At 58.5% G+C, this 18,548-nt stretch carries 20 protein-coding genes; 15 read left to right on the top strand and 5 right to left on the bottom strand.

Annotated elements, in window-relative coordinates; genetic code table 11:
• Positions 1–63: 63 nt before the first annotated feature.
• The 3 genes from typA to ssb form a co-directional block, all read right to left on the bottom strand.
• Positions 64–1,881 (bottom strand): translational GTPase TypA, encoded by a 1,818-nt coding sequence (gene typA, locus FN828_RS05555; RefSeq protein WP_142492404.1) that lies wholly within the window; start codon positions 1,879–1,881, stop codon positions 64–66.
• Between the two features lie 39 nt (positions 1,882–1,920).
• Positions 1,921–2,757, bottom strand: coding sequence for a GNAT family N-acetyltransferase (locus tag FN828_RS05560; RefSeq protein WP_142492405.1), 837 nt, complete (start codon positions 2,755–2,757; stop codon positions 1,921–1,923).
• Between the two features lie 245 nt (positions 2,758–3,002).
• The gene (gene ssb, locus FN828_RS05565) at positions 3,003–3,527 is read right to left on the bottom strand and encodes a single-stranded DNA-binding protein (protein WP_142492406.1); all 525 of its coding nucleotides are present in this window, start codon (positions 3,525–3,527) and stop codon (positions 3,003–3,005) included.
• A 231-nt stretch (positions 3,528–3,758) separates the two neighbouring features.
• Here ssb and FN828_RS05570 point away from each other — a divergent pair, with 231 nt between their 5' ends.
• From FN828_RS05570 to FN828_RS05595, 6 genes are all read left to right on the top strand, one after another.
• Entirely contained in the window at positions 3,759–4,016 is a 258-nt protein-coding gene (locus FN828_RS05570; protein ID WP_142492407.1) for a PepSY domain-containing protein, read from the top strand.
• Between the two features lie 66 nt (positions 4,017–4,082).
• Positions 4,083–4,622, top strand: coding sequence for a cytochrome b/b6 domain-containing protein (locus FN828_RS05575; RefSeq protein WP_142492408.1), 540 nt, complete (start codon positions 4,083–4,085; stop codon positions 4,620–4,622).
• Positions 4,619–5,149, top strand: a complete 531-nt coding sequence (locus FN828_RS05580) for a helix-turn-helix transcriptional regulator (RefSeq protein ID WP_142492409.1) — start codon at positions 4,619–4,621, stop codon at positions 5,147–5,149. Before FN828_RS05575 ends, FN828_RS05580 begins: the two co-directional genes overlap by 4 nt.
• A 72-nt stretch (positions 5,150–5,221) precedes the next feature.
• The gene (locus FN828_RS05585; protein ID WP_142492480.1) at positions 5,222–5,806 is read left to right on the top strand and encodes a lytic transglycosylase domain-containing protein; all 585 of its coding nucleotides are present in this window, start codon (positions 5,222–5,224) and stop codon (positions 5,804–5,806) included.
• Between the two features lie 111 nt (positions 5,807–5,917).
• A complete protein-coding gene (locus tag FN828_RS05590; RefSeq protein WP_142492410.1) occupies positions 5,918–7,084 on the top strand; it encodes a cytochrome-c peroxidase in 1,167 nt (388 codons plus the stop codon).
• Between the two features lie 174 nt (positions 7,085–7,258).
• Positions 7,259–7,756: a hypothetical protein gene (locus FN828_RS05595; RefSeq protein WP_142492411.1), complete on the top strand. Its 498-nt coding sequence runs from the start codon at positions 7,259–7,261 to the stop codon at positions 7,754–7,756.
• A gap of 19 nt (positions 7,757–7,775) precedes the next feature.
• Here the strand turns inward: FN828_RS05595 and FN828_RS05600 are convergent, their stop codons facing one another.
• Positions 7,776–8,645 carry a helix-turn-helix transcriptional regulator gene (locus tag FN828_RS05600; protein ID WP_142492412.1) on the bottom strand — a complete coding sequence of 290 codons (870 nt, stop codon included), beginning with the start codon at positions 8,643–8,645 and terminating at the stop codon, positions 7,776–7,778.
• 95 nt (positions 8,646–8,740) lie between these two features.
• Positions 8,741–9,625 carry a tRNA (adenosine(37)-N6)-dimethylallyltransferase MiaA gene (miaA, locus tag FN828_RS05605; RefSeq protein ID WP_142492413.1) on the bottom strand — a complete coding sequence of 295 codons (885 nt, stop codon included), beginning with the start codon at positions 9,623–9,625 and terminating at the stop codon, positions 8,741–8,743.
• 143 nt (positions 9,626–9,768) lie between these two features.
• Here miaA and pyrH point away from each other — a divergent pair, with 143 nt between their 5' ends.
• From pyrH to FN828_RS05645, 9 genes are all read left to right on the top strand, one after another.
• The gene (gene pyrH / locus FN828_RS05610; RefSeq protein WP_142492414.1) at positions 9,769–10,518 is read left to right on the top strand and encodes a UMP kinase; all 750 of its coding nucleotides are present in this window, start codon (positions 9,769–9,771) and stop codon (positions 10,516–10,518) included.
• 60 nt (positions 10,519–10,578) lie between these two features.
• Positions 10,579–11,145 carry a ribosome recycling factor gene (frr, locus tag FN828_RS05615; RefSeq protein ID WP_142492415.1) on the top strand — a complete coding sequence of 189 codons (567 nt, stop codon included), beginning with the start codon at positions 10,579–10,581 and terminating at the stop codon, positions 11,143–11,145.
• Between the two features lie 17 nt (positions 11,146–11,162).
• Positions 11,163–11,888, top strand: coding sequence for a polyprenyl diphosphate synthase (gene uppS / locus FN828_RS05620; protein ID WP_142492416.1), 726 nt, complete (start codon positions 11,163–11,165; stop codon positions 11,886–11,888).
• 2 nt (positions 11,889–11,890) lie between these two features.
• Positions 11,891–12,676 (top strand): phosphatidate cytidylyltransferase, encoded by a 786-nt coding sequence (locus FN828_RS05625; protein WP_185958940.1) that lies wholly within the window; start codon positions 11,891–11,893, stop codon positions 12,674–12,676.
• Complete coding sequence (gene dxr, locus FN828_RS05630; RefSeq protein ID WP_142492417.1) at positions 12,673–13,848, top strand: 1-deoxy-D-xylulose-5-phosphate reductoisomerase; 1,176 nt, start codon at positions 12,673–12,675, stop codon at positions 13,846–13,848. Before FN828_RS05625 ends, dxr begins: the two co-directional genes overlap by 4 nt.
• Positions 13,849–13,860: 12 nt before the next feature.
• Positions 13,861–15,201: an RIP metalloprotease RseP gene (rseP, locus tag FN828_RS05635; RefSeq protein WP_142492418.1), complete on the top strand. Its 1,341-nt coding sequence runs from the start codon at positions 13,861–13,863 to the stop codon at positions 15,199–15,201.
• A 118-nt stretch (positions 15,202–15,319) separates the two neighbouring features.
• Positions 15,320–15,445 (top strand): hypothetical protein, encoded by a 126-nt coding sequence (locus FN828_RS20975; RefSeq protein ID WP_268987202.1) that lies wholly within the window; start codon positions 15,320–15,322, stop codon positions 15,443–15,445.
• Between the two features lie 125 nt (positions 15,446–15,570).
• Complete coding sequence (bamA, locus tag FN828_RS05640) at positions 15,571–17,931, top strand: outer membrane protein assembly factor BamA (RefSeq protein ID WP_142492419.1); 2,361 nt, start codon at positions 15,571–15,573, stop codon at positions 17,929–17,931.
• On the top strand, positions 17,931–18,524 hold the full coding sequence (locus tag FN828_RS05645) for an OmpH family outer membrane protein (RefSeq protein ID WP_142492420.1): 594 nt from the start codon (positions 17,931–17,933) through the stop codon (positions 18,522–18,524). The genes bamA and FN828_RS05645 overlap by 1 nt, the downstream gene beginning before the upstream one ends.
• The last annotated feature ends 24 nt before the right edge of the window (positions 18,525–18,548 follow it).

Below are 18,548 nucleotides of genomic sequence, written 5' to 3' on the forward strand. Positions count from 1 at the left end.
GTGCATCTGCGCGAAGATGCTGTGCCGAAGAAAAAGGCCGCCCCGAAGGGCGGCCCATCAGCATCAGGCTTGGCGTGCCATCCGCTTGCGTTCATGCGGGTCCAGATAGCGCTTGCGCAGGCGGATCGCGTTCGGCGTCACCTCGACCAGTTCATCGTCGTTGATATAGGCAATCGCCTGTTCCAGCGTCATGCGCGAAATCGGCGTCAGGCGTACCGCTTCGTCCGTGCCAGAGGCGCGCACGTTGGTCAGTTTCTTGCCTTTCAGCGGGTTCACTTCCAGATCGTTATCGCGGGAATGTTCCCCGATGATCATGCCCTGATACACTTTTTCCTGCGGTTCCACGAACAGCTTACCGCGTTCCTCAAGGTTCCACAGCGCATAGGCCACGGCCTCGCCATCCTCCATCGAGATCAGAACGCCAGCGCGGCGGCCCGGAATGGAACCCTTGTGTTCGGACCAGCCGTGGAACACGCGGTTCAGCACGCCGGTGCCGCGCGTATCGGTCAGGAATTCGCCGTGATAGCCGATCAACCCGCGCGACGGCACATGGGCGATGATGCGGGTTTTACCTGCACCGGCGGGTTTCATTTCCACCAGTTCGCCCTTGCGTGCGCCAGTGATTTTTTCGATCACAGCACCCGAGTAATCGTCATCCACGTCGATGGTGACTTCTTCGACCGGCTCGATCCGCTTGCCGTCTTCTTCTTTCATGATCACCTGCGGGCGCGAGATCGACAATTCGAACCCTTCGCGGCGCATGTTTTCAATCAGAACACCCATCTGCAATTCGCCACGGCCCGACACTTCGAACGCTTCACCGCCGGGGGTGTCGGCAATTTTGATGGCGACGTTGGATTCCGCTTCTTTCATCAGGCGATCACGGATGACGCGCGATTGCACCTTTTTGCCATCCCGGCCCGCCAGCGGGCTGTCGTTGATGCCAAAGGTCACGGTGATGGTGGGCGGGTCAATCGGTTGCGCGTCCAGCGGTTCATCCACAGCCAGCGCACAAATGGTATCAGCCACGGTGGCCTTGCTCATCCCGGCCAGCGTCACGATGTCACCGGCAACGGCTTCGTCGATTTCCTGCATGGCCAGACCGCGGAAGGCCTGAATTTTCGTCACGCGGAATTGTTCGATTTTCTGACCCACGCGGCTGATCGCCTGCACGGTTGCGCCCACTTTGGCACGACCGGATTCAACACGGCCCGTCAGGGTACGACCGATAAAGGGGTCGCTGCCCAGCGTGGTCGCCAGCATACGGAAATCTTCGTCCTGGTGCTTCAACTGTTTCGGGGCCGGAACGTGGTTCACAATCAGTTGGAACAGGGCGTGCAGGTCTTTGCGCGGACCATCCAGATCGGCATCTGCCCAGCCATTGCGCCCCGAGGCATACATATGCGGGAAATCAAGCTGGTCTTCGTCGGCACCAAGGCTGGCGAACAGGTCAAAACATTCGTCCAATGCGCGGTCAGGTTCGGCATCGGGTTTGTCGACCTTGTTCAGCACCACGATCGGACGCAGGCCCAGTGCCAGCGCCTTCGAGGTCACGAATTTGGTTTGCGGCATCGGGCCTTCGGCGGCGTCCACCAGCAGAACCACACCGTCCACCATGCTGAGGATACGTTCCACCTCGCCGCCGAAATCGGCGTGGCCGGGGGTGTCCACGATGTTGATACGGGTGTTTTTCCATTCAACACTGGTGGGTTTGGCGAAGATGGTGATCCCGCGTTCCCGTTCCAGATCGTTGCTGTCCATGGCACGTTCGGCCACGGCCTGATTTTCACGGAAGGCCCCGGACTGTTTCAGCAGCTCATCCACAAGGGTGGTTTTGCCGTGGTCAACGTGGGCGATGATGGCGATATTTCGCAGATCCATAAGCGTTTCCTGACTTGTTCGGGGTCCGCCTATACTGACTTAGCCAAAAAGGCCAGAGGGAAAGCCGCCCCAGTGCCTGAACGTTCTGAGCAAGGGCGAAAGCACAGGCAAAGACAGCCATGTATGCCCCAGTTTTACGGGGATTGCACCGCTGCCCAGCTTGAATCGGGCCAGACCGGGGGCGGTTCGGGTGTCCAGCGGTCCCAGTTCCAGATGGGTCACGCTGCGGGTGCGCAGGATTTGGCTGGCGCGCCACAACAGCAACGTATGGGCATTCAGCGCGTGACCTTCGGGGTTGGACCAGCCGATATGATAGGTCGCGCCGGGGGCGTGCAGCAAAAACAGCATTGCCGCAACGGGGCGGTTTTGCCGGGTCGCGGTCAGCAACAGGGTTTGGTCACACGGATAGGCACAGGTAAAGGTATGGGGCAGGGCGCGGTAACGGCGCGTTTTGCGCTGGTGGGTTTCGTGATCTAACAACCAGCCGTGGCGGGCCGGATCGAAACGACAGGCGTGGGTTTTCAACGGGGCCGCCGCAGCCCGGCGCAGACGATTGCGCCATTTGCCATGCTGGGCGGCCATCCGTGCGGGATCATCCGGGCGCAGGTCCAGTACAGCCATGATTTGCGGTGTCATCACCGGGATATGCCCCGCAGCGTGGTGCCGCGTATCGGCAGCCGGATCGGGGGCGTTGATCAGGCAGGGACCGGGCGGCAGATCGCCGGGGCAGGTGGCACGGGGCAGATAGGTCAAATCCCCAAGCAGCGGCACCCGCCGGTGCAGAGACAGCGCCGGACCAATCCGGTGCGTGGGAACCCCAAGCGCCATCATGGCCGTGGCATAGGGGGCGGATTGTTGGAGCGGGGCGATTTCCATAGCTCTGTTAAGACAATGAAAACCTAATGTGTGGTTAATACGGTCTTATGAGGTCACAGAAATCAACCGTTTTGGGGCATGACGCCCCGCCGCCGCGCCTGACGATGCAGGCGTTGACATTGATCGCCTGTGCTTTGTCTGTCCCCGCGGCGTTAATCCTGTGGGGCATCGAAGCGATAGTGCGCTAAATGCAAAAGGCCGCCCGAATAGGGGCGGCCTTTGTGTCTGTGGTGAAAATACCGGGATCAGAACGGGATTTCGTCGTCAATGTCGCCACCGCGCGACCCGCCGCCCTGATTGCCGCCGCCATAGGACGGACCCGAGTCATAAGACGGGCCGGAATCGTAACCGCCGCCATAGCCGCCGCCCTGATTGCCACCACCGTAGCCGCCGCCACCCTGACCGCCGCCGCCTTCGCCGCGACCGTCCAGCATGACCAGCGTGCCGCCGAAACCTTGCAGGACGATTTCAGTGGTATAGCGGTCCTGACCGGATTGATCCTGCCATTTGCGGGTTTGCAACTGGCCTTCGATATAAACCTTGGAGCCTTTGCGCAGGTATTGTTCTGCAACGCGCACCAGACCTTCTTGGAAGATCGCGACCGAATGCCATTCCGTCCGTTCACGGCGTTCGCCGGTGTTGCGGTCTTTCCACGTTTCCGAAGTGGCGATGCGCAGGTTGCAGACTTTGCCGCCATTCTGGAAGCTGCGCACCTCGGGGTCGCGGCCCAGATTGCCCACCAGAATTACCTTGTTCACAGATCCGGCCATGATGCTCTCCCGTTGACTCGTTTCCCTGCTTACACCACGGGCAGGGGAAAAGGTAAAGTTCCGACAATACCCCGGTTCGTCAGTCGTCTGTTCACGTAAAACCGCCTAAACCTAAGGTATAGGCGCAGGGGTTTCCCGCAAATACACCCCCGGACCAATAGGATTTCCTGCGTTACCCTGCGATTTGATCCAGACCGGCGCAGGGCCGGAACAGATACAGGAGAAACGAATATGATCCGCAAATTGACCTCGGCAGCATTGGCAGGCGTTCTGGTTGCAGGGCTGGCAAGCCCGGTTTTGGCCAGTGGCAAAGTGTCCGAAGATATGCAGACGAAAATCCGCGCGCATCTGACCGAGCAGGGGTATGACGTGCGCAAAATCAAACGCGAAGACGGCCTGTACGAGGCTTATGTGATGAAGGACGGCCAAAAGCTGGAAGTCTATCTGGACGAGCAACTGACCGTGGTACGCACCAAGAGCGACGATTGATCTGACGTGATGAATGGGCCGGGGCGGGAAACCGCCCCTTGGCCCCTTTTGGAAAAGGACAGAATGATGACCGAGGTCAAAGTCTGGGACCCGTTTGTACGGCTGTTCCATTGGATGCTGGTATTGGGGATCGCCTTAAACGGGCTGATCCTGGACGATGAAAGCAAGTTGCATAACTGGATCGGCTACGGGGTTGTGGCGCTGGTGGCTGCGCGAATGATTTGGGGGCTGATTGGCACGAAACACGCGCGGTTTTCGGATTTCCCGCCCGATGTCAATGCGTCGCTGGAACAGGTGCAGGACATTGCCTTGGGTCGGGTCAAATATCACAAGGGGCATACCCCGCTTGGGGCGCTGATGATCTATAACCTTCTGCTGTCGGTGGCGCTGATCGGATTGACCGGCTACATGATGACCACCGATATGTTTTGGGGGGTCGATTGGGTGGAAGAACTGCACGAAATACTGGCCGGTTGGATCGGGTTTTCCGTTGCGGCCCATGTGGCGGCAGTACTGTTTGAAAGCTGGCGCACAGGGGTGAACCTGCCGCGTGCTATGGTCACTGGCCGCAAGCAGATGCCAGATACAGCCGGGGATCGCCCGTGATTGATCCGGGGCTGAAACGGCGGGGCCTGTCACTGTTGATCCTGATCACGGTGCAGGCTTTTGCCGCGGTGTTTTTCGTGACGGATTCGGTGGCCGATTATTGGGACAGCGGGGCGTTATATGTCGATCTGCATCTGATCGTTGAAACGCTGGCGGCGCTGACGCTGGCGATTTCCATTGTGATCGAGGTGGTGTACCTGCTGCGGATGCTGCGCCGTCAGGCCCGGATGGAGCGGGGTTTGTCTGTTGCGTCCGGGGCGTTACACGAATTGATGGAAAGCTATTTTCAGGCGTGGCGGCTGACACCATCGGAACAGGATGTCGCAACCTTTGCAATCAAGGGGGCGTCGATCAGCGAAATCGCGCAAATGCGGGGCAGCGCCGAAGGCACGGTCAAAGCGCATCTGAATGCGATATATCGCAAGGCCGGGGTGAATGGCCGGGGTGATCTGGTCAGTTTGCTGATCGAGGATTTGATGACGCAACCCTTGGTGCCGTCCGGCGATGGGCAGGCTGCTGCCGACTGATCCGGTTCAGGGGTGGAAATTCGGCTGATTACGGCTAATATGCGCCGCAAGTAAACGGTGTGGGACAGAATGATGCGCAAAATGGTGATGGCCGTCAGTGCGCTGGCTGTAATGTCGGCGGGTGCGGTGCAGGCGGATATTCTGTCTTCCAAGTCGCGGAACAAGCTGTTCAGATCCCAGACAAAGGTTTTGGATAACCGGGCCTCGGATCAATACAAAGCCAGCGTGCGATTGCAGCCGCCCAGCGTGAACACCCCAACGAACTGGGGGCCGCAGATGTATAACGGGAAATATCGCGGGCCGTATCTGGATATGGCGCGATCCGCCGCGCAGCGTCATGGCGTCCCCGAGGAGCTGTTTTTGCGGCTGGTGCATCAGGAAAGCCGTTTCAACGCCAATGCCAAATCACACAAGGGGGCGCTGGGACTGGCGCAGTTGATGCCGGAAACGGCGCAGGTGCTGGGGGTGGACCCGCTGGACCCGTTCCAAAATCTGGATGGCGGCGCACGCTATCTGGCGCAGCAGTTCAAAAATTTCGGATCGTGGCGGCTGGCTTTGGCGGCGTATAATGCCGGACCGGAAGCCGTGCGCAAATATGGCGGCGTGCCGCCCTATGAAGAAACCCGCAATTATGTTGTGACCATCTGGGGCAGCTAAATCAGTTTACCTTATATCCAACAAAATTACTCGACTATTGATTATTGTCAAGGTAAGTCCCTGCCATGCGGGTAGACCCGCCTGATCGTCGAATATTGGGGATGTGGGCGTATGGCACGGATTTGGATTGCATCGGCATTTGTACTTGGCGCCGGATTGGCCGCAGTGATCGGTGTTGCCGAAAATCAGCGGTATGATACCCGCGAAGCTTTGGGCGCGGCGTTGTTTTTCGATGTGAACCTGTCCCAAAACCGAACCCAGTCCTGTGCGACCTGCCATGATCCGGAAACCGGATTTGCCGATCCGCGCGGTGTACGGCTGGGGATGGCGACATCTCTGGGGGATGATGGGGTGTCTTTGGGGGATCGCAATGCCCCAACGGCCAGCTATGCCGCGTTTTCGCCGGGGTTCCACAAACGTGAAGACGGGAAATGGAATGGCGGGCAGTTTCTGGATGGACGCGAGGCCGGACTGGAAGGACAAGCCGGTGGGCCGCCGCTGAACCCGGTGGAAATGGGTATGTCGGATAAGGCCGAAGTGATCGCTAGGTTGCAGGAGAACCCGGATTATGTTTCTGCGTTTTCAGTTCTTTATGGTGAAAACGTCATGCAAAACCCTGACGCGGCCTATGATGCGATGACCGATGCCATTGCCACGTTTGAACGTGGTCCCGCCTTTGCCCCGTTCGATTCCAAATATGACCGCTATCTGCGCGGCGAGGTGGAACTGACCAAGCAAGAAGACCTTGGGCGGCTTTTGTTCTTTTCGCAGCAATTCACCAACTGCAATATTTGCCACCAATTGCGCACCAGTGCGGTTGATGCGCGGGAAACCTTCTCGAACTACGAATTCCACAACATCGGCACCCCGGCCAACTCCACGTTAGAGGACCAACTGGGCCGTCAGGTGCGGGATGCTGGCTTGGCGGCGCATATCGACGATCCTGCGCAACGCGGAAAATTCAAAGTGCCGACCTTGCGGAACGTGGCCGTGACGGGGCCGTATATGCATAACGGGGTGTTCAAAGACCTGCGCACCGTGATCCTGTTTTACAACAAATACAATTCGCGGGCGGCGCATCGGCAGATCAACCCTGAAACCGGGGCGGAATGGGGTGCGCCCGAGGTGGCCGAGAACATATCGCTTGAGGAATTGAAAACTGGACCAGCCCTGAAAGATGATCGGATTGACGCGCTGGTTGCCTTCTTAAAGACATTGACAGACGCCCGATATGAGCCGCTGTTGGCGGAACTGGAGGCGAGTGAGGCGAAAAATTGAGAAAATATTTTTCGTTTAAAAACAGCATATAATAATGTATTATTGGTGTAATTTGTGTGATTTTTGAAAATTGAACAGGAACTTCCGGGCGGATTGGCCCGTTGGAAAGCCATACAAAACGCGGGGCTGCAAACAATGGTGCCGCGTTAGCTTAACAACGTAGGAAGAGTGATCATGTTCAAGAAATCTATGACTGCACTGGCTTTGGTTTTCGGTCTGACGGGGGCGGCTTTTGCTGCTGATCAACTGCCTGTTGAAACGCTGGATGTGGATGACACCATTCAGAAAATGCCGTGGGAAAATAGCGATGGGGCGCTCAAACATCCGACGCTGCCCGCTGACTTGAGCGCGGTAATCAAGTCTGAATTGGACAACCGCGTTGCTGACAATGGCTTTATCGTGGATGTGGACATCTGGGAAATCTCGATGGCGGGGGACACCAACCTGCCCGAAGATGGCCGGTTCGACCGTCTGGGCGGTTTTGTCTATATCTCGAAATCGGAAGGCACGCAGCCGGACTATACTTTTCCGATCCTGATGCATGCCGTCGATGCGGATGCGGTTCCGACCGATGCCTTGCAAACTGCGATGATTGCGGCTTTTGCGGATGAAACGGCCAACCGTCTGGATGGCATGAACGTGGCCGAACCAAAAGCAGGCGCGATGAACTGATCATAGCGCCAGATGGATGCTAATATCGTCTGTTTGGGACAAGTATGGCCCCCGTCCTTTGGGCGGGGGCTGTTTCCACCGAGGTGCGGCGCCGCAGGTCTGTGGGGCTTTGCCCGGTATGTTGCAATACAAAGCGCGAAAAATAGGCGGGGCTGCCAAAGCCGATGGCCTCGCTGATCTCCTTGAGCGGCATATCGGTGGTTTCGATCAGCAGGCGGGCTTCGTACAGGCTGCGTTTGGTCAGAATGTCCGCCGCAGTGATGCCCGTATGTTCCCGGCAGGCGCGGGACAGATGCGTGGGTGTGACCCCCAGCATTGCCGCAAATTCCGCCATCGTTTTGCCGGTACGAAATTCCTGCGTCACCAAGGCGCAAAATGCTTCGACAAGGCGCTGACCGGCAGGCAGTTTGGGTTCGTCCGGCCCATGCAATGCCAAGGCTTGCCGCCGCATCCAAACCGAAATCAACGCCACATGGGCGCGGGCGGCTTCGTCCATGAAGGGGGCATTGTGATCCCGTTCCCGTTGCAGATGATCCAGCAGACCCGTCAATTCGGATTGGGCGTGAACCTCGCGGATGCGCAGCAGCATGGGGGCGTCGTGCAGCGTTAGCGCCGGATCGTGTGGAATGCGCACCGCGATTCCAAACCCGGTGCGCCCCAGATCCAAGGAAAACAGCGTACCGGCAGGGATGTAAAACGCGTTATGCGCGCCGACGCCGCAGCGGACCCCTTGCAGGATGGCTAATCCCTGTCCTTTCGTGACCCAAAGCAACAGATCATGATCGCGGTCATGCAATTCCGCCAACCGCCACGCCCCATTGCGCAAGACCTGCGCGATAGAGGTAATGCGAATCTCGCTTGGTTTACGGGGTTCGGCGTTTGGGGGCATAATGATCGCTTTTGACTACCCATTTTGCTGGTTTCCCATGCTTGATGCGGCGAATAGTCGAAAAATGTAAAGCGATAATTGATGCGAATTTTCGCTTACGGCTGAAATCCGCGCCAGCGCTTCATTTTTGACCGGAACCATGTGCGCTGACGTTTGGCGAACTGTCGTGTGGCGATGGTGGCGTTTTCTCGGGCCTGATCCAAGGTCAGTTCGCCGCGCAAATGGGCGATGAGTTCCGGCGCACCGATGGCTTTGGCAGACAGATGTGCCGGGTTCCATGTGGGTAGGTTGGCGCGGGCTTCGTCCAGGGCGCCTTGTTCCAGCATCAGATCAAACCGCCGGGCGATCCGGTCGTTCAGCCAATCGCGATCCACGTCAAACAGGATGGGTGTGGTGCGCTCCAGCGGCAGTAGCGGCGGCGGGGTGTCGTCCTGCCACGCGGCCAATCCGCGTCCGGTGGCTTGTTGCACTTCCCACGCGCGTTGCACCCGCATCGGGTTCAGCACATCCAGACGGGCGCGGGTTTGCTGATCCAGTTCATCCAGCAGGGGGGTATGCCCATGTTCGGCAATTCGGGCATCCGCAATGGCGCGAATGTCGGGCGGTGTGGCGGGGATGTCGGCCAATCCTTCGGTCAGGGCCGTGAAATACAACCCCGTGCCACCCACGATGATTGGGAGTTCCGATCCCTGTAACAGCGGTTTCAGGTCACGCAGCCAATGGCCTACGGAATAATCGGCATCACCGGGAATATGCCCATACAGGCGATGGGGCTGGTCCGCCTCTTCCTTGGATGTGGGGCGGGCGGTCAGAATTCGCCAGTTGGCATAGACCTGAATCGCATCGGCATTGATGATGACGCCGCCTTGGGTGCGGGCAATTTCCAGCGCCAGCGCCGATTTTCCGGATGCCGTTGGTCCCGCAATCAAAACCGGGCGGTTTGCGGGGATATCGGCAAGAAGATCGGTCAGCTTTGTCATGGCCCCGCGATACCTGTTTCCGGCCCGTTTGATAAGGGGGGGGCAGGGAAATACGGTAAAGCGGGACTCTCGGATTGAACCCGGCGGCGTTTTCCTACATTTTGCGCGACAAATATAACAAGACCGTACACGGAGCCTCCCACATGGCCGATGAGATTCTTTCTGCAACGGACAAAGCCGCTGCGACCAAGTTCAAACGGGTGATGTTAAAAATTTCGGGGGAGGCGCTTATGGGCTCCCAGGGATTCGGGCTGCACCCACCGACCGTTGAACGCATCGCCCGCGAGGTGAAATCGGTTCACGATCTGGGCGTTGAAATCTGCATGGTGATCGGGGGCGGCAATATTTTCCGCGGGCTACAGGGTAGCGCGCAGGGGATGGAACGCACCACGGCCGATTATATGGGAATGCTGGCCACGGTGATGAACGCGCTGGGGATGCAGGCCGCGCTGGAACAACTGGGCGTGTTCACCCGCGTGATCAGCGCCATTCCGATGGATCAGGTGTGCGAACCCTATATCCGCCGCCGTGCCGTGCGCCATCTGGAAAAGAAACGGGTCTGCATTTTCGCAGCAGGCACCGGCAACCCGTATTTCACCACCGACACCGCTGCCACGTTGCGGGCGAATGAAATGGCCTGTCAGGCGATTTTCAAAGGCACCAAGGTGGACGGCGTTTACGATAAAGACCCGGTGAAATTCCCCGATGCGAAACGGTTCGATACCGTCACCTATGACGAGGTGCTGGCGCAGCATCTGGGCGTGATGGATGCCAGCGCCATTGCACTGGCGCGGGACAACAACCTGCCGATCATCGTGTTTTCGCTGGATGAACCCGGTGGGTTCCGGGGTATCCTTGCCGGGGAAGGCACCTATACAACCGTGGCCGGTTAAGCGTATCCTGCCAACAGCCATTCAAGACCCGGCCAGCGGGCAAAAAGGAAGAGCAAGAACATGTCTGACGATGAAATCATGATCGACACCGATGATCTGTCGCGCCGCATGGATGGGGCGATGAACGCCTTGCGCAACGAATTTGCCTCGTTGCGGACCGGGCGGGCGTCCAGTTCCATGTTGGACCCGATCCATGTTGACGCCTATGGCCAGATGACGCCGATCAACCAGCTTGGCACCGTGAACGTGCCGGAACCGCGCATGGTGACGATCAATGTTTGGGATAAAAGCATGGTCAGCAAGGTGGAAAAGGCAATCCGCCAAAGCGGTCTGGGCATCAACCCGCAACTGAATGGCACCATCATCATGTTGCCGATCCCCGAACTGAACGAAGAACGCCGCCGCGAACTGACCAAGGTGGCCGGGGATTATGCCGAACGCGCCCGGATCGCCATCCGCAACGTGCGCCGCGACGGTATGGACCAGATCAAAAAGTCCAAAGCAAACGGCATGTCCGAGGATGACCAGAAATTCTGGGAAACCGAAGTGCAGGAACTGACCGACAAGCACATCGGGCTGGTCGATAAGGCGCTGGAAAACAAACAAGCCGAGATTATGCAGGTCTGAGACCGGGAAGGGGTCTTATGACCGCCGTTGCAGCACAGCAATCGGGGCCACGCCACGTTGCCATTATCATGGATGGGAACGGACGTTGGGCGCAGGCGCGGGGCCGTCCGCGCCTGTTTGGCCATCATGCGGGTGCCCGCCGCGTTCGTGAAATCGTCGAGGCTTGTCCCGATCTGGGGGTGAAATACCTGACGATTTTCGCCTTCTCGACAGAGAATTGGAAACGAACGCAGGTCGAAGTGGCCGGGCTGATGAGCCTGTTTCGCCGCTATATCACCAAGGAAGCGCGGGCGCTGTTCAACGAAGGCGTGCGTGTGCGGTTTATCGGGGATCGGGTGAAGCTGGATAAAAAGCTGATCGCGCTGATGGATGAACTGGAACAGATCACCGCCGGGAATGACCGGGTGCATCTGACTATCGCGCTGAACTATGGCGGGCGGGACGAAGTGGCCCGCGCCACCAAGCGGCTGGCCGAAGATGTGGCGGCGGGGCGTCTGGACCCGGCCAAGGTGGACGAAGAAACCTTGCCCCGGTATCTGGATACTTGTGTGCTGCCTGATCCCGATTTGGTGATCCGCACCAGTGGCGAGGCCCGGATTTCCAACTTCTTGCTGTGGCAATCCGCTTATGCCGAATATGAATTTATTGACACGCTATGGCCCGACTTTACCGCCGAAATATTCGCGGGGATCGTCGGAAGCTACGCCGGGCGGGACCGGCGGTTTGGCGGGGTAAAGGTCTGACAATGGCGACGAACTGGGATGATCTGGCGCCGCGTGTGATTTCTGCCGTGGGAATGCTGGCCGTGGGCGGCTTTGCGATCTGGCAAGGCGGGATGGTGTTCACGCTGCTGCTGGCGGCGGTCTGCGGATTGATGGCGTGGGAATTGCTGCGCATGTTGCAGCCCGATACATCCGGTCTGGCCGTGCAGATGGGGCTGTTATCTGCCGTTGCTGTGCTGATCTCGGCGTTTCTGCCGCCCTTGTACGTCTTGCCGGTGTTACTGGCACCGTCCTTGTCCGGTGTGGGGCGGTTGCACACGCACAAGGGGATTTTTGCGGCCTATCTGGCGGTGATCCTGCTGGCGGGTAAAGGCGCGATTTCCCTGCGGGTGGATCACGGTATGATCTGGACGCTGTGGCTGGTCGCTGTGGTGATCGTCACCGATGTGGCGGGATATTTTGCCGGGCGTCTGTTGGGCGGTCCGAAATTCTGGCCCCGTGTCAGCCCCAAGAAAACATGGTCCGGCACCGCCGCCGGATGGGTCGGGGCCGCGCTGGTGGCCTTTGGGTTCATGTCGCAAACCGGGGTTGGGGCGGGGCTGATTGTGATCAGTGTTGTGTTGTCCTTTGCCTCGCAAATGGGGGACGTGGCCGAAAGCGCGATCAAGCGGATGACCGGGGTCAAGGACAGTTCCAACCTGATTCCGGGGCATGGCGGGTTGCTGGATCGGTTTGACGGGATGCTGGGCGCACTGATGCTGTTCCTGCTGGCCAGTTTCGCGGGCTTCCCGCCGGTCACCACCCCATGAGACGCGTTTCCGTTTTCGGGGCCACGGGGTCCATTGGGCAAAACACGCTGGATCTGATCGCCCGCGCCCCGGACGATTACGATGTGGTCGCGCTGACGGGCGGGCGCAATATCGCGCAACTGGCGCGTGATGCCGTGGCCTTGCGGGCGGATCTGGCCGTGACAGCGCATGTCGATCTGCTGGCGGATTTACAGGCGGCATTAGCTGGCAGCGGTGTCGAGGCCGCAGCCGGGCAGGGTGCCTTGCTCGACGCGGCCGCGCGGCCTGCGGATTGGGTGATGTCCGCCATTGTCGGCGCGGCGGGGCTGGCCCCCGGATTGGTGGCGCTGGAACAGGGGGCAACCCTAGCACTGGCCAACAAGGAATCGCTGGTGACGGCGGGGCCATTGTTGATGGAAACCGCCAGGGTGCACGGGGCGACCGTGCTGCCGGTGGACAGCGAGCATTCCGCGATTTTTCAAGCCTTGGTGGGCGAGGATATGGCGGCGGTAGAGCGCGTTATCATCACCGCCAGCGGTGGGGCGTTCCGCGATTGGCCGATAGAGAAATTGGCTCAGGCAACGTTGGAACAGGCGTCCTCGCATCCCAATTGGGACATGGGGCAGCGGATCACGATCGACAGTGCGTCCATGTTTAATAAGGCGATGGAAGTCATAGAAACCAAAGAGTTTTTTGGCGTCCAACCCGAACAGATCGAGGTTCTGGTACATCCTGAATCCATGATTCATGCCTTGGTGGGGTTCAATGATGGGGCGTTGATGGCCCATGTCGGTGCGCCGGATATGCGTCACGCGATTGGCTATGCCTTGCACTGGCCGGAACGCCGCCCGCTGCCGGTGGCGCGGCTGGATCTGGCGCAGATCGGGCAGTTGACGTTCCGCGCCCCCGATCCCGACCGCTATCCAGCGCTGCGACTGGCGCAAGAGGTTATGCAGACAGGCGGCATGATGGGCGCGATTTTCAACGCGGCCAAGGAACGGGCGCTGGATGGGTTTATTGCCGGGCAGATCGGATTTTTGGATATGGCGCAGGTGGTCGAAGATGTGATGACACAATTGTCATCCGATAATGGCCTTATTCGCGCCGGGTTTACTCTTGATAACGTTGCTTCAGCAGACCATCTGGCCCGTATACGGGCCGATCAGGTCATGGCAGATAAAACAGGCAGATAACGGGACAGGTCTTTGGATATTATTGGTGCAATCCCCGCTTTCGGTGGTTTTCTGACGACGGCATTGGCCTTTGTGATCGCGCTGTCAGTGATCGTGGCAATCCATGAATACGGGCATTACATCGTCGGGCGCTGGTCCGGCATCCATGCCGAGGTGTTTTCGCTGGGCTTTGGGCCAGTGTTGTTTTCGCGGGTCGATAAACGCGGGACGCGGTGGCAACTGGCGCTGTTGCCCTTTGGTGGCTATGTGAAATTTCTGGGCGATGCTAATGCCGCCAGTGGCCCCGACGAAGAAGCCGTGGCCCAACTGTCCCCCGATATGCGCCGTCACACCATGCTAGGGGCACCGTTGTGGGCGCGTACCGCCACCGTTGCGGCGGGGCCGGTGTTCAATTTCATTCTGGCGGTTGCGATTTTCACCGGCATCGGCCTGACGTCAGGTGTGGTCAAGGAACCGCTGACCGTGGGAACGATCCTGCCCACCCCGTATGAGGTGAACCTGCTGCCGGGGGATGAAATCGTAGCCATCGAAGGCCAGCGTCTGCCATCCGCCGATGGTGGGCCTTATGACGGGTTCATGGACGACCTGCCGCTGCAAAACCTGCTGCGCTATACCGTGATCCGCGATGGGGCGGAACGGACCGTGACAGGCCCGCATCCTATGACCCCGATCATTTCCCAACTGGCCCCGCAATCTGCGGCTTATGACATCGACCTGAAAGTCGGCGACGTGTTCACCGCCGTGGATGGTCAGCCGATTCAGGTGTTTGAACAGTTGAAAGACGCCGTGGTTGCCGCCGAAGGTAAGCCGCTGAAAGTGACGGTGTGGCGGGATGGCCAGACCCTTGATTTCACACTGGCCCCGCGCCGGGTGGACGAACCGCAACCCGGCGGTGGGTTTGAAACCAAATGGCGCATCGGCATTGTGGGCGGCATGTTCTTTGACCCCGCAACGGAATACGCGGGTCTGGGAACCGCGTTCCTGAATGGTGTGGGGATCACATGGGAAATCATGCAAGGGTCGGTTTCGGGCCTGTATCACATGATCACCGGCGCGATCAGCAGTTGCAACATGTCCGGCCCCTTGGGCATTGCCGAAGTTTCCGGTGCGATGGCCAGTCAGGGCACGCAAAGCTATATCTATTTCATCGGCGTTTTGTCCGCTGCGGTGGGGCTGCTGAACCTGTTCCCGATTCCGGTTCTGGATGGCGGACATCTGGTGTTTTACGCTTACGAGGCTGTCGTGGGACGTGCGCCCAGCGAAAAGGCCCTGCGTATTCTGATGACAGTGGGGCTGGCGTTCATCCTGACCACGATGTTGTTCGCCCTGTCGAACGATCTGTTCTGCCCGTGATCTGATGATCTGATCGGGGCGCATGTCGGCGGAATGCCGCCATTGCGCCCCAGTTCCGCCTTATTCGCGCGTTAGCCATTCAGGGACAGTTTGAAATAACGCTCTGAAGGCTGGAAAGATGCAAACGATTCAAAACGGAACACGCGGTTTGAGCCTGCTTTTGTTGCTCAATTGGGATCGGATTCTTGTGGTTGGTGCCCTGACGCTGGCGATGGTCGCCGGGGCGTATTGGCGCACGTTCTAAATCTTTGCCGTCCGGCCTATCTAATGCGCCCATTGGTTCACTCCGGTGGGCGTTTTGCCGTTTTGACAAGACGGGTCTTTCCCGATACTCAGGTTGGTAATGGGATGTCTGACTGGGTTAACCGAATGACCAATTCAACGGGCGGGCGGCGTCTGTGCCGCGCCGAAAATTACGTTCAATTGCGCCGGTTCGGCGTGGTGTTTTTTCTTTTGTTTGCAATGGCTTTTGCGGCTCTGCCACAGCACGCAAGCGCGCAAAGCTATCGATTCACATCGGTGCAGATCGAAGGCAATCAACGGATCGGTGGGGATGCAATCCTGACCTACGCGGGAATCGCCCGCGGTAAGACGGTGAGCGCGGCAGAACTGAATGACGCCTATCAACGGATCGTTGGCAGCGGTCTGTTTGAAAAGGTCGAAATCACCCCGCGCGGCAATACTTTGGTGATTGCCGTTCGCGAATATCCCACGATCAACCGTATCTCGGTCGAAGGGAACCGCCGCCTGAAAGACGATGCCCTGACCGCTTTGATTGAATCCAAACCGCGCCGCGTGTTCAGCCCGTCGGTCGCCGAAGCGGATGCCGCGATCATCGCCGCAGCCTATAACCAAGAAGGGCGCCTGTCCGCAAAGGTCACGCCCCGCATCATTCGCCGTAGCGACAACCGGGTAGATGTGATTTTCGAGGTGTTCGAGGGCGGCGTGATCGAGATCGAGCGGCTCAGTTTCGTGGGCAACGAACAGTTCAGCGACGGCCGTTTGCGACGTGTCTTGTCCACGAAACAGGCCGGTCTGCTACGCAGCCTGATCCGTGCGGACACGTATATTCCTGACCGGATCGAGTTCGACAAACAAGTGTTGCGCGATTTCTATCTGTCGCGCGGCTATGTCGATATGCGGATCACCGGGGTGAATGCCGAACTGACCGAAGAGCGCGATGCGTACTTTTTGGTTGTGAATGTGCAGGAAGGCCAGCAATTCAAATTCGGCAACATCACCACCACTTCGGAAATCAACGATGCGGACGCCGAAGAGTTTCAGGCTGCACTGAAAATCAAATCCGGTGTGGTCTATTCTCCGTCTCTGGTTGAAAACTCGATTGCACGGATGGAACGTCTGGCGCTGAAAAAAGGCCTGAATTTCGTTCGGATCGAACCGCGTATCACCCGGAACGAACGCGACCTGACGCTGGATGTGGAGTTCGTTCTTAGCCGTGGGCAGCGTGTTTTCGTGGAGCGGATCGACATCGAGGGTAACACCACCACGCAAGACCGCGTGATCCGTCGCCAGTTCCGCATCGTCGAGGGCGACCCGTTCAACCCGCGTGAAATCCGCCAGAGCGCCGAACGTATCCGCGCCTTGGGGTTCTTTGAAAAAGCCGATGTTCAGGCGCGCGAAGGATCCTCGCCGGATCAGGTGATCGTGGACGTGGATGTGATCGAAAAACCCACAGGGTCGTTGTCCTTTGGCGGTAGCTATTCGACCAATGGCGGTTTCGGTCTGCTGATGAACCTGAAAGAGGATAACTTCCTTGGGCGTGGGCAAAAGCTGTCGCTGTCCATGTCGGGGGCTTCGGACAATGCGATTTACGGCCTGCGGTTTACCGAACCGGCATTTTTGGGCCGTGATGTCCAATTCGATTTCGACATCAGCTATCGCGAAACCGAAAGCAACTACGCCAACTATGACACCAATATTGCCTCGTTTAGTCCGGGCTTTACCTTCCCGCTCAGCGATAATGGCCGTCTGGGTCTGTATTACGCCGCCCGTTGGGGCGAAATGAAAGCAGCGGATGGCGCGACCACTGGCGGCATCGTGGATTCGGAAATTGCGCAGGCCGGGCTTTGGTCCAGTTCTGTCGGCTATAAATACACCTTCGATTCCCGTCGCACCGGATTGAACCCGAATGCGGGCTGGCTGTTTGAATTCGGTCAGGAACTGGCCGGTCTGGGTGGCGATTCCGAATTTGTCAAAACCACCGCCAAAGCCGTGGCGCAAACCAAGGTTATGCACGAAGAGGTGACATTGCGCGCATCGCTGGAAGCGGGGATGCTGAACTATAGTGGCACCACGACCGGGCGTTCGATTGATCGTTTCCAGATCGGATCGGGGATCATGCGCGGGTTTGAACCCGATGGTATTGGCCCGCGTGAATATGACTCGGGCACTGGCGTCAACGACTCGCTTGGCGGCGACATGTTCGCTGTCGCACGTCTGGAAGCAGAATTCCCGCTGGGGCTGCCCGAAGAATACGGCGTGACCGGCGGCCTGTTCTACGACATCGGGTCTGTCTGGGGGCTGTCCAACAGCGGCGCGGCAACCGGATCTGTTCTGTACGAGGATTTCTCGGCCCGCCATGTAATCGGGATGACGATCTTCTGGACGACCCCCATCGGGCCGCTGCGCTTCAACTTCTCGAAGGCGCTGCGCAAGGAAGATTTCGATCAGGAACAAACCTTCAACGTTTCTATTGCGACGACGTTCTGATGCGTATCTATCTGGAAAAAGGGCTGGCCATGCTGGCCCTTCTTCTTCTGCTGACCACTGGTGCCACGGCACAAGAGGGTGGTTCGATTGTCCAAAGCCCGGTTCTGACCATTGATTCCGACAGGATGTTTGCTGCATCGGCGTTCGGTCAGCGCGTGGCACAGGATTTTGAAGCCCAAGGTAAGGTTCTGGAAACGGAAAACCGCAGGATCGAAGCGGAACTGATTGCCGAAGAAAAGGATCTGACCACCAAGCGGGCGACCTTGCCGCCCGAGCGGTTCCGCGCCTTGGCGGACGCTTTCGATGCCAAGGTGGAAACGATCCGCAGCGAACAAAACGCCAAAACCCGCGCTTTGACCCAAACCACGGACACGGCCCGGCGGCAATTTTTGATCGCGGCGCGGCCTGTTTTGGAACAGCTTATGCAGGAAACCAACGCGGCTATCATCGTTGAGCGCCGCTCCATTTTCTTATCGGCACGGGCAATCGACATTACCGATCTGGCAATAGAGCGGCTGAACGCCCAGATCGGCGATGGCAGCGATTTACCCAAGCCGGATCAGGCCACGGATACCCAATCTGATCAGGAATAGCCGTCACGCTTGCCCAGACCTGCT

This window comes from Thalassovita litoralis (assembly GCF_900182725.1).
Lineage (GTDB): Bacteria > Pseudomonadota > Alphaproteobacteria > Rhodobacterales > Rhodobacteraceae > Thalassobius > Thalassobius litoralis.

Coding starts and splice junctions, on each gene's coding strand:
- pyrH (WP_142492414.1), top strand. CDS start 9,769: ATGGCCGATGAGATTCTTTCTGCAACGGACAAAGCCGCTGCGACCAAG.
- uppS (WP_142492416.1), top strand. CDS start 11,163: ATGACCGCCGTTGCAGCACAGCAATCGGGGCCACGCCACGTTGCCATT.
- miaA (WP_142492413.1), bottom strand. CDS start 9,625: ATGACAAAGCTGACCGATCTTCTTGCCGATATCCCCGCAAACCGCCCG.
- FN828_RS05600 (WP_142492412.1), bottom strand. CDS start 8,645: ATGCCCCCAAACGCCGAACCCCGTAAACCAAGCGAGATTCGCATTACC.
- FN828_RS05595 (WP_142492411.1), top strand. CDS start 7,259: ATGTTCAAGAAATCTATGACTGCACTGGCTTTGGTTTTCGGTCTGACG.
- FN828_RS05575 (WP_142492408.1), top strand. CDS start 4,083: ATGACCGAGGTCAAAGTCTGGGACCCGTTTGTACGGCTGTTCCATTGG.
- FN828_RS05625 (WP_185958940.1), top strand. CDS start 11,891: ATGGCGACGAACTGGGATGATCTGGCGCCGCGTGTGATTTCTGCCGTG.
- FN828_RS05570 (WP_142492407.1), top strand. CDS start 3,759: ATGATCCGCAAATTGACCTCGGCAGCATTGGCAGGCGTTCTGGTTGCA.
- FN828_RS05585 (WP_142492480.1), top strand. CDS start 5,222: ATGCGCAAAATGGTGATGGCCGTCAGTGCGCTGGCTGTAATGTCGGCG.
- bamA (WP_142492419.1), top strand. CDS start 15,571: ATGACCAATTCAACGGGCGGGCGGCGTCTGTGCCGCGCCGAAAATTAC.
- dxr (WP_142492417.1), top strand. CDS start 12,673: ATGAGACGCGTTTCCGTTTTCGGGGCCACGGGGTCCATTGGGCAAAAC.
- typA (WP_142492404.1), bottom strand. CDS start 1,881: ATGGATCTGCGAAATATCGCCATCATCGCCCACGTTGACCACGGCAAA.
- FN828_RS05645 (WP_142492420.1), top strand. CDS start 17,931: ATGCGTATCTATCTGGAAAAAGGGCTGGCCATGCTGGCCCTTCTTCTT.
- ssb (WP_142492406.1), bottom strand. CDS start 3,527: ATGGCCGGATCTGTGAACAAGGTAATTCTGGTGGGCAATCTGGGCCGC.
- FN828_RS20975 (WP_268987202.1), top strand. CDS start 15,320: ATGCAAACGATTCAAAACGGAACACGCGGTTTGAGCCTGCTTTTGTTG.
- FN828_RS05560 (WP_142492405.1), bottom strand. CDS start 2,757: ATGGAAATCGCCCCGCTCCAACAATCCGCCCCCTATGCCACGGCCATG.
- FN828_RS05590 (WP_142492410.1), top strand. CDS start 5,918: ATGGCACGGATTTGGATTGCATCGGCATTTGTACTTGGCGCCGGATTG.
- frr (WP_142492415.1), top strand. CDS start 10,579: ATGTCTGACGATGAAATCATGATCGACACCGATGATCTGTCGCGCCGC.